The sequence below is a fragment of the Pseudoalteromonas sp. SG43-4 genome, from assembly GCF_014164325.1.
Classification (GTDB): domain Bacteria; phylum Pseudomonadota; class Gammaproteobacteria; order Enterobacterales; family Alteromonadaceae; genus Pseudoalteromonas; species Pseudoalteromonas distincta.
Map to the genome: position 1 here is coordinate 35,840 of NZ_JACJFB010000006.1, position 13,459 is coordinate 49,298.

Sequence of the window (13,459 nt, forward strand, 5' to 3'; positions counted from 1 at the left end):
CTCATTAATGGTTAAAGTTAAAGATTCGCGTTACGCCATTTTATACCCAAACTACCCCGAGATGCGAGCATCTTGGGCTGGTTTGGGTATTAGTCTTACTGAGTGTAAAGCAAGAACGCGTTTTGAAATTGATTTTGTTTTAATTTTTTTAATACTTCGTCTGCATGAGGGGTGTCTTTTATTGGCCCTAAATGCAATCTGTAAATATCGTCTTTTTGCACAATATTTGTTGGTAATTTGTATTGCTCTCGCAATGTGCTGGCAAGTGCTTCAATATTAGCAAGTGTACTACCTGCAGCTACCTGAATATAGGTTTGACGCGCAGTTGCGCCCGCAAGCGTAACGGCCTCTAGCTTAACCTTTGCTGTACCATGGGTGTAGTAGCCAAGCTTATAAGCGGCTGCGTACGAAAGATCAATTATTCTATCGTCATGAAATGGGCCACGGTCGTTCACGCGTACGATTACCGATTTACCATTTGCTGTATTGGTTACTTTAACAAAGCTAGGTAGTGGCAGCGTTTTATGCGCTGCGGTCATGGCAAACATATCATACGTTTCACCATTTGAGGTGTGATAACCATGAAATTTACGACCATACCAAGAGGCAATGCCTTCCTCACTATAACCCGTCTCATCAAGCATGGGCGAATAGCTTTTACCAAGCACTGTGTATGGGCGGCTAGCGCTAGCACTTTTAGTGGTTTCGGTAACTATAGCGTCTTGCATCTCAAGTGTAGTTGGAGCTCTTAATGGCGCTGCATCATGACGCATACTATAACGGCTACTTGGCCCACTACTACAAGCACTTAAAAGTAAAATTAATAATGTAGTAAATATAAACTGATTCGTGTGTCGCATTATTTTAAAAGCATCCTTTTATCTGTCGCGATTGACATAATAATGCCAAATCCTGCCATTAACGTCACCATCGATGTACCACCATAACTAATCAGTGGTAAAGGTACGCCTACAACAGGTAATAAACCCGATACCATGCCTATGTTTACGAATACATATACAAAAAAGGTGAGGGTGAGTGCGCCTGCGAGCAATTTACCAAATGCATCTTGTGCATTAACAGCAATGTATAAACCACGACCAATAATAAATAAGTACAGGCTAAGTAAAACACATACGCCGAATAAGCCAAATTCTTCGCTTAAAACCGAAAATATAAAGTCGGTGTGGCGCTCTGGCAAAAACTCTAATTGCGATTGTGTACCAAGCAACCAGCCTTTACCTTCTATGCCGCCTGATCCAATAGCAATTTTCGATTGAATAATATGATAACCCGAACCAAGCGGATCGCTCTCAGGATCTAAAAAGGTGAGTACACGTTGTTTTTGATAATCGTGCATACCGTAGTGCCAAAATGGCCATGCAGCAAGCGCTACAATCGAGCTTAAAAACCCTATTAAACGCCAACTCAACCCAGACAAAAATAATACAAATATACCTGAGCTTGCAATAAGTATAGCGGTACCTAAATCGGGTTGTTCTTTAATTAATAATGTAGGGAGCATTACAATCATAAAACCAATAATTAAATGTAGCGGGCGAGGTGGTAAGTGATTTCTACCTATATACCAAGCTACCATCATCGGGACTGCCAACTTCATTAATTCTGCAGGTTGAAACCGTGTCACCCCTAAATTGAGCCAACGCTGCGCGCCTTTTGAGCTTACTCCAAATAAAAGTACACCGACTAGCATTAATAACCCAACACAATAAAGTGGGATCACTAACCGCTTTAACGTGGCAGGCGAAAACTGGGCTAAAACAATCATAGCAACAATCGCACCGCCCATGCGGGTCATATGCCTAATCATCATAGAAGACTCTTGCCCGCTTGCGCTGTAAACAACCATTATGCTGCCAGCCATCATTATAAGTAGTGCAATAAGCAGCGGTAGGTCGAGGTGCATACGCATCCAAATAGAGCGTTTATCGTGCAAAGCGGTCATGGTGTCTCGTTCCTTGCAAGATTAACAGGGTTGGCTGCAAAGTAGTAATCCATAAGTTGGCGAGCTATTTGAATGCCGCCGTGGTTGTTTTCTAATACAACAGAAACCACAATTTTAGGATCGCTATAAGGTGCAAAGCCTACATAAATTGTATTATCTCGTTGGCGCTCTTTAAGAGATTCTGCATCGTAACGCTCACCTTGGGCAATACTAACTACTTGCGCGGTACCGGTTTTACCAGCCGAGTCGTAGTTAGTCCCTTTAAATGCTTTGTGGGCTGTGCCTGATATTTTTTGTACTGTATTATGCATTGCATCTAACGATACTTGCCAATGGCGCGGATCTTTTAAAATAACAGGGGGTTTTTCTTCGTTGTTAATTTGCGTTATGTCGCTATCTTTTTTTATTACTTGCACCAAATGAGGGGGATGATTAATACCACGATTAACTAATATGTTAGTTGCATTTGCAATTTGAATTGGTGTGGCAGTCCAGTAACCTTGGCCAATGCCTACCGAAATAGTATCACCAGGCCACCAAGACTCTTTAAAGCGTCCTTCTTTCCATTCTTTTGAAGGGAGAATCGCTGTGGTTTCTTCGTGAATATCAATACCTGACAAATCACCGTAGCCAAAACGGGCCATAAAATCGCTTATTTTAGTAATGCCTAATCGATAAGCCGCATCGTAAAAATAGGTATCGCACGACTCTTCAATGGCTTTGTATACATCTACATGACCATGGCCCCAACGTTTCCAGTCACGCCATTTATGCTCTACGTTTCGTATTTCAAAAAAGCCTGGATCCCACATTGATGTTGTTTCATTTACTATATTTTCTTCAAGCGCTAATACAGCCATTAAGGGCTTTACCGTAGAGGCCGGCGCATAACGACCTTGCGTAGTACGGTTTATTAATGGCCGGTCTTGGTTAAGCAGCGCTTTATAATTTTTGCTGCTAATGCCGTGTACAAATAAGTTTGGATCGTAACTTGGGTTTGAATAAAGTGCCAGCACGCCGCCATCTTTGGCGTCCATAACTACAACAGCGCCACGCATATCTTTAAGCGCATGTTGTGCTATTTGTTGCAAGCCCACGTCTAAAGTAAGTACTAGGTCGCTACCAGGTTGCGGTTGGGTCATGCTCAGGGTGCGTATTACACGGCCACGGTTATTAACTTCTACCCGTTGTGAGCCTACTTTACCGTGCAGTGTTTCTTCGTAATATTTTTCTATGCCGAGTTTGCCAATGTCGTGCGTAGCGCGGTAATTGGTTGCACGGTCTTCTTGTTCTAATTGGTTTAGCTCTTTTCTATTAAGCTTGGCAACGTAACCGAGCGCATGCGTTAGTGTGTCGCCAAATGGGTAGTAGCGTGCAAGGCGTGCCTCAATGCTAAAACCAGGGAATTTATGTTGATTAACCGAAAATTTCGCCACTTCTGTTTCGTCTAAGCGAGCTTTTAATACTTGTGATTTAAAACGACGGGTGTGTTTTATATCTTTTAAGAAGTCTTGTTTGTCTTGCTCTGTAATCGCAATTATTTTACTTATTTGATCAAGCGATTCGTCAAGGTCGTCTACCTCTTCGGGGATGACCTCAAGGTTGTAAACAGGTTTGTTTTCAGCAAGTAGCACACCGTTACGGTCGTAAATTAAACCACGGTTGGGTGCAATAGGAATAACTTTAATACGATTATCGTTGGAGCGGGTTTGGTAGTCTTGGTGATCTTCGACCTGAATAGTATAAAGATTAGAAAGCAATACTGCGACTAATCCTAATACAAAAACAAAACCCACGAATGCTCGCCTAGCAAATAAGTTTGCTTCTGCGGAGTGGTCACGAATAGTGGGTCTATGTTTTAGCATGGCAAGGGGTTACTCGCGATGATAAGGATGGTTGTTATTTAAGCTCCAGCCTCGGTAAAGGCTCTCTGCAACAATTATACGCACCAAAGGATGCGGCAATGTTAGATTAGATAACGACCATTTTTGCTCAGACGCTGCAATACACTCTGGAGCAAGTCCTTCAGGTCCGCCAATAAGTAAACTTACATCGCGGCCATCGAGTTGCCATTTTTCCATATTTTTAGCAAGTTGGTGAGTATCGAGTGCTTTCCCTGTTACCTCTAACGTTACAATACGATTGCCTTTTGGAATAGCCGCTAATGTTTTTTCACCTTCAATGTGTAAAATACGCTTTATATCTGCATTTTTACCACGTTTACCGGCTGGAATTTCGATTAACTCTAGCGCCATATCCTTAGGGAAACGGCGCTGATATTCTGCAAATCCCGTTTCTACCCATGCTGGCATTTTAGTACCAACAGCAATCATTTGTATTTTCACGTATTACTTCCAAGCATTGTCTAAAATGAGTGAGCGTTTAGCCCCACAGTTTTTCTAGATCGTAATAGCTACGTGCTTCGTTTTGCATCACGTGTACAACCACATCACCTAAATCAACCAGTGCCCATTCGCCGTCGCCTTCACCTTCATAACCTAGTGGCTCTGAATCTGCATGACGCGCTTCTTTTGCTAAGTGATCGGCAATTGACTGTACGTGGCGTTTAGAAGTACCAGAACAAATTACCATGTAATCTGTAATATCTGATGTTTCAGTTACGTCAATATGAACGATGTCACGCGCTTTCATATCGTCAATTTTGTCCATAGCAAAGGCGAGTAGTTGTTTTGAATCCAAGGTTTTGTCTCAATTTAAAAATTTAATGGCGCGCATTTTAACACGCTAGGAGTTTTTAAGCATCAATTTGATAGAGCTGATGCACTTCTATGTAATGACTCACTGCATCGGGCAATAGTTCATTCTTTTTATTACTTTTTTTTAGCTGCTTGCGAATTGTACTTGAGGCCGCATCGAGCATTTCGCCCGGTAAAAAATAAAGTTTACCTGCAAGTGAGTGTTTAAGTGCCGCTACTTCGCCAGTATTTGCGTGTTGCATATAGCTTTTGAGCTCACCTTTTACAGTGCAATGTTGAGCTGGGCGCTGGTACACCACAATATGGCAAAGCTGTGTTATTGCCTTCCACTCAAACCACTTATCGAGATTGTTAAACGAGTCCATACCAATTAAAAATAAAATAGGTGTAGTGGGGTGCTCTTTACGAAGTTCTTGCAAACTAAGTAGCGAATACGATGGACCAGCTCGGTTAAGCTCTCTTAAATCGAGTTCAAAATGAGGATAAGGTGCAATAGCTGCGTTTAGCATATTAATACGGTGCTGCGTACTAATTCCCGGAGCTGCTTTATGTGCAGGGAGTGCACAGGGCATAAAATAAAGCGTATCTAAATTAAACGCATTAACGCATTGCTGCGCCATATTTAGATGGCCTAAATGGACGGGGTCGAAAGTGCCACCAAAAATTGCGATCATTTAACACCCATTATTTATTAATTAACCGCGTGGCACGGCATAGGAATGTTGAGCGGCTGGCAAAATTTAATACAAATATGAGAAAGCGCTTGGTAAGGTGCAATTAAATTACCTTGCTTGTAACTGGCATCAAACAACGCAACATCACTGTTTATTTGTTCCAGTGTGTGCATATTTAAACGGTTAATTGCGTTTTGAACTGGACCTTGTTGGTTTTTCCAAATTGCTTTTTGTTTAAATAAATTAGCGATTGGTTCGCCATTTAATAAACCAAGTTGCACGCTTATAAGTGTATTGAGCTCTTTGGTTATAGCCCACAAAATACTCACCACTTCGGTGTTATCGCTGGCAAGTTTGTTTAGTACTTTTATAGCTTGTTTAGCGTGGCCATTTAATAGTGCATCGCTTAAATCAAAAATATCAAACTTGGCTTGATTTAACAGCCCTTGCATAACTAGTTGCTGAGTAATTAATGCATTGCCGTGTAGTAGCGAGAGCTTTTCAAGCTCCTGAAAACAGGCTAATAAGTTGCCTTCAGTGGCATTTATTAAGCTTACTTTGGCGTCGCTTTGCATATTAAGTGATAAACGTTGGCATTGCTCATCAAGCCATCGTTTTACATGAGAGCCCGTAAGTGGGTAGCAAGGTACGAACACGCCTAGTTTATCAAGGGCTTTAAACCACGCACCACGTTGTACTTCTTGACTGGCTTTAGCGCCTTTAACAATTAAAATAGTATCGGGATTAACCAGCTCAACTACTTTTTTAAAGGTATTGCTGCCAATAACGCCTGGCTTTTGTTGGTTTAAATCAAGCTCAATAATAGTGCGGGCGCTAAACAGCGACATGCTCTGATACTGGGCTATGATTTCTTGCCAATCGAATCCTTGCATTAAAGTAAACTTAATTACTTCATCAAAACCTTGTTGCTTAGCACAGTCGCGAATTTGTTGTACGCACTGCGCTTCTTGAAAAGGCTCTTCACCAAATACTAAATAAAAGGGCTTTAGCCCTTTATTTAATTCACTCGGTAGTTGATTAGCGTAGCAGCGCATTATAGTTGCGACAGCTCTCTAACAATACGACGACTGGCTTGCTCACGAATCTCGCTAATGAGTAGCTCAAGCTCTTTTGCTTTTGCTAATGCATGATCCGGATCGTCTTGGTAATTACGGTAAAGCTCAAAACGTTTTTCTATCGCTTTTTCGCCTGGGAGTTTAACTACATACGACACGCCATAAGCAAGTTCGTATTCAGCAACCTGACCATTTTGAAACAGCGAAAGAGTTTGGCGTTCAATACTTTCTTTGCGTAAATACAATTGGGCTTTATCTTTAGCTGACGATACTAGCTCTACGTTACTCGCTTTAAGCTCTTTTTTAAGCTCAGTAAATAAAGTCGATTTTTCATCATCGCCTACAAGTGTTAGCTGTTTTAAGTTATCAGGCAAGCTAGAGGCTTTTTTTAAATGAAAGCCACAGCTTGATAACAAAAAACAGACTAGCACTAAGGCTAGTCCATTTTTAATGGCGTTAAATGCAGCCATATTAGTTAGCTACCACGTTAAGTAGTTTACCTGGAACGTAAATAATTTTACGAATAGTTGCGCCATCCGTAAATTTAGTTACGTTAGATTCTGCAAACGCAAGGGCTTCTACTTGCTCTTGAGTGGCATCAGCTGCCACTGTTAACTTAGCGCGAAGCTTGCCGTTTACTTGTACGATGATTAGTTTTTCATCTTCAACAAGAGCCGACTCGTCAACTTTTGGCCACTGCGCATCTAAAATCTCGCCTTCTTTACCAAGCTCTTTCCAAAGCTCATGTGATAAATGCGGAGTAATAGGTGCAAGCATAATAACTAATGCTTCAAGTGCTTCGTTAGCAATCGCTACATCTTGTTTGTCGCTCAGTGGTGCTTTTAATAACTTATTAGAAAGCTCCATAATGGCTGCAATAGCGGTGTTAAAGGTTTGACGACGTTCAACATCATCAGTCACTTTAGCAATTGCTTTGTGTAAGTCGCGACGTAGTACTTTTTGCGGGTTAGTGAGCGCTGATTTATCAAGTGCTTGGTAACCTACTGTTTTAACATCTACTGCGTATTTCCATACACGTTTTAAGAAGCGATGTGCGCCTTCAACACCTGAGTCTGACCATTCAAGCGTTTGCTCTGGTGGTGCTGTAAACATCATAAATAAACGCACTGTATCTGCACCGTATTGGGCAATTACTTGTTGTGGGTCTATACCGTTGTTTTTAGACTTCGACATTTTACTCATGCCTGATGAGAATACCGGCTCACCGTCTTCTTTATGCCATGCTTTAGTTACGCGGCCCTTGTCGTCGGTTTCGGTATTTACATCGCTTGGCGAAATCCATACATCGCCGCCTTTTTCATCTTTACGATAAAATGTTTCAGCAAGCACCATACCTTGACAAAGTAAGCGGTCGAACGGCTCGTCTGAATTTACTAAACCAAAGTCACGTAATAATTTATGGAAAAATCGCGAGTACAATAAGTGTAAAATAGCGTGCTCAATACCACCAATGTATTGGTTTACTGGTAACCAATAGTTAGCAGCCGCTGGATCTAGCATGCCTTCGTCGTAGCGTGGGCTACAGTAGCGTGCGTAGTACCAAGATGATTCCATAAAGGTGTCAAACGTGTCAGTTTCGTGAAACGCAGGTGCGCCATTTACTGTAGTTTTAGCCCATTCAGGGTCTGCTTTAAGAGGTGACGTTACACCATTCATTACCACATCTTCTGGTAAGCGAACTGGTAGCATATCTTCTGTTGCTGCAAGTTCTTTGCCTTCTTCGTCGCTAAGCATTGGGATTGGAGAACCCCAATAACGCTGACGGCTCACACCCCAGTCACGTAGACGGAAGTTTACTTTGCGCTCCCCAACACCGAGTGCTTCAAGCTTGTCGGCAATGGCTTTAAACGCGGCGTCAAAATCAAGACCATCAAATTCACCTGAATTTACAAGTACGCCTTTATCGGTAAATGCTTCTTGCTCAAGGTTTACTTCAAGACCTGAGCCTTCAACCGGTGCAATTACTTGTTTAATATCTAGGCCGTAAGCCGTTGCAAATTCAAAATCGCGTTGGTCGTGTGCAGGTACCGCCATAACAGCGCCTGAGCCGTAATGCATTAATACAAAGTTAGCGACCCAAATTGGTACTTGCTCGCCCGTTAATGGGTGAGTTGCGTAAAAGCCTGTTGCTATGCCTTTTTTCTCCATTGTTGCCATGTCTGCTTCGGCAATTTTGGTGTTTTTGCATTCTTCAACAAACATTGCAACAGCATCGCTATTTTTAGCGGCTTCTTGTGCAATAGGGTGACCACCAGCAACAGCAACATACGTCACACCCATAAAGGTGTCTGGACGAGTTGTGTATACACTAAAAGTTTCGTCGTTATCGGTGCGTTTAAATTCAATATCACACCCTTCAGAGCGGCCAATCCAGTTACGCTGCATTGTTTTAACTTGCTCTGGCCAATCTTCCAACTTGTCTAAATCGTCAAGTAGTTCTTGTGCGTAGTCGGTAATTTTAATAAACCACTGTGGAATTTCTTTTTGCTCAACCACAGCGCCTGAACGCCAACCGCGACCGTCAATAACTTGCTCGTTAGCTAATACTGTTTGATCCACTGGATCCCAGTTAACCGTCGACATTTTTTTATACACTAAGCCTTTTTCGTAAAGCTTAGTGAAAAACCACTGCTCCCACTTGTAGTATTCTGGATGACATGTCGCTATTTCGCGATCCCAGTCATAACCAAAACCTAATTGCTTAAGCTGTGTACGCATGTAATCAATATTTTCGTATGTCCACTTAGCAGGTGCTGTTTTGTTTTTAATAGCAGCGTTTTCTGCAGGTAAACCAAACGCATCCCAACCCATAGGTTGCATTACGTTTTTGCCTTGCAGGCGCTGGAAACGAGAAACAACATCACCAATGGTGTAGTTACGTACATGACCCATATGCAGTCGACCACTCGGATAAGGAAACATAGAAAGGCAATAATACTTTTCTTTGCTCTCATCTTCAGTGACTTTAAATACCTGGTTTTCTTCCCAGTAGCTTTGTACTTTTGACTCTATATCTTGCGGGTTATATTGCTCTTGCATCTATGGTTCCAGACTTCTTGCAAACTAATAAAAAATTGCCATTAGGATACCCCAAATAAAGTGCTATTCACAGCGTCAAAAACGCGGTTTTGATAAATTCTAACCTTCAGTTCAGGTTAACCTATACTTATCTAAGTTATAGGGTGATTTAACAGCAATTTTGAAGGAGTAAAAAATGGCAGATTATAAAGCATGGCTTGGCGATTTAACCAAATGGCTAAAAGATGTAAAAGATCATGAAGTAAAAGACGCAGTTACTCGATTTGTTGAATCTGAGCAGGCACTTAAAGATTTAGGGCAAGAAAGATACGCTTTATATAAAAGTTATTTACAGCGCGATATAGAACATGTCCAAGAAAACGAATCGCACTATAATTCGCTTGCATGGCAAGAGCTTAAAGAGTCCTTATGGTTTGAGCTTTCGCACATAGAAGATAAAACTCAGCTTGAGTGGCAATCTCTTAGTCAAGATTTTAAGCACAATGGTGTGTATCACGCAGGCGAATGGATAGCCATGGGCACATTAGTATGTAAGAATTGCACCCATAGTTACGATGTTTATCACGCGACACAAATTACACCGTGTATTGAATGTGATGGAATCTATTTTAGTCGTAAGGCGCTGCACCCTTAAATATAATTATTAAGTGGCTGCGGGCCACTTAATACGCCCAAAGGCCAGCGAATATGTTGGTAAAAAAAGAAGTTAGAATGACGAAAAAATTGCTGCCACTATCTGTTTCAAAGCTCGCACCGAGTATTTCTACTAATCACGTACATACGTGTATGAGCAATCCATACCCCGAGCAACTAACATTTATAGGCCAACAACGCGCCCAAAGTGCCTTAGATTTCTCTTTAGGGATGGAACTACCTGGTTACAACGTTTATGTAATGGGCGAGGCTGCCCATGGGCGCTTTACGCTTGTTAAAGATAAACTTAAGCAACACGCAAAAGACCGCCCAACACCAAACGAATGGTTATACGTAAATAATTACGATGATCACAGAGAGCCTATCGCGCTGTTTATGCATGCAGGTCAAAGCAAGCAACTTAGTGACGACATAGATTCATTTTTAGATGAAGTACTCGACACATTTCCTGCTGCATTTGATAACCCAGGATACCAACGCAAAAAAAAATCAATCGACCGTGAATTTAACGATGCCTACGACAGCGCTATTACTGCAGTAGAAATTGCGGCATTTGAGCAAAGTGTTGCATTAGTCGAAGAAAAAAATTCAGTTGGGTTTGCACCGCTTGTAGATGGTAAACAATTAAGCGATAGCGAATTTGGCGAACTTGAAGAAACGTTACGCGAAGAGTTTTTTGAAAAAATTGAAAAGCTAGAAGATGCATTAATAGAAGCGTTAATTGAGCTGCCACGCTGGAAGCGCGAATCAAAAGAAAAACAGCGTAATCTTAAAAAGTCGACTGCAGAGCAGGCCACAAAACCGCTTTTAAAAGACTTAGAACATAAATATGCAACTCATATTGGTGTACTGCGTTATTTAAAAGATATACGCGTTGAAATTATAGACGCGGTACTTGAGTGGCTCGATGACGAAGACGAAAGCGAAGAAAGCAAAGAAGACTTTGATCGTAAAGGCATGCTTACCGACTTTTTTGCACCTAATATTTTAGTTGAGTTTAAAGAAGACGATGCAGCACCCGTGGTGTACGAGCCCAATCCAACATTTGGTAATATATTTGGTAAAATTGAGTATTCCACATCGCAAGGGTCTTTAATTACCAGTTATCGCTCTATTCAGCCGGGAGCATTGCACCGTGCTAATGGCGGTTATTTAATTATGGATGCTGAAAAGGTAATGGCTAACCCTCAAGTGTGGGATGGTTTAAAACTTTCGCTTAAAACGCATCAAATTAAAAACGACTTACCGTATCAAGATAGCTCAGTAGGTAGTAGTTTTACACTTCGCCCGCAGCTTATACCGCTTGATGTAAAAATTATTTTATTAGGCTCGCGCGAACTGTATTACACCATAGGTGAATACGATGAAGAGTTTGCAGAGTTATTTAGAGTATTAGCTGACTTTGATTACTACTTACCAAGTAGCGATAAATTACAGTACCAATTTATAACTAAAGTTACCGAGTACTGCGAGCAAACATTAAAGTGCACTACCACACAAGCAGCTATGGTGCGTTTACTTAAGTTTAGCTACCGCCAAGCAGAGCATCACAATAAGCTTTCTGCGCGCTTTGCTGATGTACTTGAATTAGTTGCAGAGGCAAGTTACTACGCAAAACAAGATAAATTAACTGTTGTAGATGCGCATCATATTGATGAAGCCATTGAAGGTAAGCAATACCGTACCGGCCAAATTAGTGAAAATATGCTAAGCGATATAAAAGAAGGTCACACACTTATTGCAACCGACGGCCAAGCCATTGGTAAAGTAAATGGTTTAACCGTATTACACATTGGCGATACCTCATTTGGTACCCCTGCGCGTATCACGGCAACGGTTTATGCTGGCGCCGATGGCGTAATAGATGTTGAACGTGAAGCCGAGCTTGGTAAAGCAATTCACTCAAAAGGGGTAATGCTACTTACCGGTTATTTAGGTAATAAATACGCGCAGCACTTTAGCTTAACGCTTAGCGCTAATATCGCTATTGAGCAAAGCTACGGTTATATAGATGGCGATAGTGCATCTTTGGCAGAGTTGTGTGCGCTTATTTCGTCTATTACAAGCCTACCTATTAGCCAATCAATTGCACTGACAGGCTCTATTAACCAACATGGTGATGTACAGGCTATTGGTGGCGTAAACGAAAAAATAGAAGGCTTTTTCAAACTGTGTAAAATGCGTGGCTTAACAGGTTCGCAAGGCGTTATCATTCCTAAATCAAACCAAGTTAACTTAGTGCTTGATGATGAAATACTTAATGCAGTTGAAGCGGGTAAATTTAATATTTACGCAGTTGAAACCGTAGACCAAGCGCTGAACCTGTTAATGGATATAGAAGCTGGCGATATTATTGATGACCAGTATCCAGAAAACTCAGTAAACGGAATTGCGCTTGCTCGCCTTAAAGAAATTGCCGACATAGTTAATGGCGATAACGATGACGAAAAAGACGAAGAACTAGATAACGAAAAAGGTTAATAATGATCAATATAATTTTGGCGGTGGTTATCGCCATTTTTTGTTTTTTAATATTTCAAAATAGTAAAAAAGCAAAACAACAAGCAGGCATAAATGCACAAATAGGGGCCGATTACTTAGCCGCTAACGCAAAAGTAGAAGGTGTAGTAGAAACAGCTTCTGGCTTGCAGTACAAAATAGTACACAAAGGTGAGAGTGAAAACACACCAAGCCCAACAAGTATGGTTAACGTGCATTACCACGGCACACTAATCGACGGCACGGTGTTTGACAGCTCAGTAGAGCGTAAAACACCGATTAGTTTTGGCTTGCACCAAGTGATTAAAGGCTGGACTGAGGGCTTACAACTGATGAGCCCAGGTGATAAATACATTTTTTATGTACCGCACCAATTAGCATACGGCGAAAAACGTGTAGGGAGTATTCCTCCTGCCTCAGTACTTATTTTTGAAGTAGAGTTACTGGCAATTGAGTCTTAGTGATTAAATAACAAGGAAGTAAATTATGAATAAAGATGAATTACTTAAAATAGCCAAAGGTGATATTAACTTTACCTTTCAATCTATTATTTATGCATTAGCGCTATGCTTACTAGTTGCAGCTGTTTTTTTACTAGAGATGAGCGTTAACCTACAAATGGGTTTAATAGTTTGTATTATCGGTGTGTTTGGAATGACTATTTATAATAATTTAAATACTCGTCTAAATGCGGCGCTTGTACTTATTGCGCTCTCACAAGATAACCAAAGCACTGAGTAAGCAATGAGTTAGTTTAATAAATTGGTATAAGCCTTACTTTAATAAAGTGGGGCTTTTTGCTTTTAGCTAACA

General features: G+C 41.2%; 13 protein-coding genes. 4 read left to right on the plus strand and 9 right to left on the minus strand.

Translation table 11 applies throughout. The features are described from left to right. Positions 1–95: 95 nt before the first annotated feature. The 9 genes from H5160_RS07625 to leuS are packed head-to-tail and all read right to left on the minus strand — an operon-like array spanning position 96 to position 9,493. Positions 96–860, minus strand: coding sequence for a septal ring lytic transglycosylase RlpA family protein (locus H5160_RS07625; RefSeq protein WP_182695326.1), 765 nt, complete (start codon positions 858–860; stop codon positions 96–98). Then, the gene (gene rodA / locus H5160_RS07630) at positions 860–1,966 is read right to left on the minus strand and encodes a rod shape-determining protein RodA (RefSeq protein WP_002958520.1); all 1,107 of its coding nucleotides are present in this window, start codon (positions 1,964–1,966) and stop codon (positions 860–862) included. The genes H5160_RS07625 and rodA overlap by 1 nt, the downstream gene beginning before the upstream one ends. Beyond that, a complete protein-coding gene (mrdA, locus tag H5160_RS07635) occupies positions 1,963–3,831 on the minus strand; it encodes a penicillin-binding protein 2 (RefSeq protein ID WP_154903378.1) in 1,869 nt (622 codons plus the stop codon). The genes rodA and mrdA overlap by 4 nt, the downstream gene beginning before the upstream one ends. A gap of 9 nt (positions 3,832–3,840) precedes the next feature. Then, the gene (gene rlmH / locus H5160_RS07640; protein ID WP_002958522.1) at positions 3,841–4,311 is read right to left on the minus strand and encodes a 23S rRNA (pseudouridine(1915)-N(3))-methyltransferase RlmH; all 471 of its coding nucleotides are present in this window, start codon (positions 4,309–4,311) and stop codon (positions 3,841–3,843) included. Positions 4,312–4,348: 37 nt separating this feature from the next. After that, entirely contained in the window at positions 4,349–4,666 is a 318-nt protein-coding gene (gene rsfS, locus H5160_RS07645; RefSeq protein WP_002958523.1) for a ribosome silencing factor, read from the minus strand. A 55-nt stretch (positions 4,667–4,721) separates the two neighbouring features. Next, the gene (gene nadD / locus H5160_RS07650) at positions 4,722–5,357 is read right to left on the minus strand and encodes a nicotinate-nucleotide adenylyltransferase (protein ID WP_182715652.1); all 636 of its coding nucleotides are present in this window, start codon (positions 5,355–5,357) and stop codon (positions 4,722–4,724) included. 17 nt (positions 5,358–5,374) lie between these two features. Beyond that, positions 5,375–6,412 carry a DNA polymerase III subunit delta gene (holA, locus tag H5160_RS07655; RefSeq protein WP_182737178.1) on the minus strand — a complete coding sequence of 346 codons (1,038 nt, stop codon included), beginning with the start codon at positions 6,410–6,412 and terminating at the stop codon, positions 5,375–5,377. Next, entirely contained in the window at positions 6,412–6,903 is a 492-nt protein-coding gene (lptE, locus tag H5160_RS07660; RefSeq protein WP_024594704.1) for an LPS assembly lipoprotein LptE, read from the minus strand. The genes holA and lptE overlap by 1 nt, the downstream gene beginning before the upstream one ends. A gap of 1 nt (position 6,904) precedes the next feature. Continuing rightward, positions 6,905–9,493 (minus strand): leucine--tRNA ligase, encoded by a 2,589-nt coding sequence (gene leuS / locus H5160_RS07665; protein ID WP_024594703.1) that lies wholly within the window; start codon positions 9,491–9,493, stop codon positions 6,905–6,907. 175 nt (positions 9,494–9,668) lie between these two features. On the opposite strand from leuS, the gene H5160_RS07670 reads away from it, so the two are divergent. From H5160_RS07670 to H5160_RS07685, 4 genes are all read left to right on the plus strand, one after another. Then, complete coding sequence (locus tag H5160_RS07670; RefSeq protein WP_002958528.1) at positions 9,669–10,127, plus strand: zinc ribbon-containing protein; 459 nt, start codon at positions 9,669–9,671, stop codon at positions 10,125–10,127. 77 nt (positions 10,128–10,204) lie between these two features. Then, positions 10,205–12,628, plus strand: coding sequence for a Lon protease family protein (locus H5160_RS07675; protein ID WP_024594702.1), 2,424 nt, complete (start codon positions 10,205–10,207; stop codon positions 12,626–12,628). A gap of 2 nt (positions 12,629–12,630) precedes the next feature. After that, entirely contained in the window at positions 12,631–13,107 is a 477-nt protein-coding gene (locus H5160_RS07680; protein ID WP_024594701.1) for an FKBP-type peptidyl-prolyl cis-trans isomerase, read from the plus strand. A gap of 25 nt (positions 13,108–13,132) precedes the next feature. Then, positions 13,133–13,387, plus strand: a complete 255-nt coding sequence (locus tag H5160_RS07685) for a hypothetical protein (protein WP_182715651.1) — start codon at positions 13,133–13,135, stop codon at positions 13,385–13,387. The last annotated feature ends 72 nt before the right edge of the window (positions 13,388–13,459 follow it).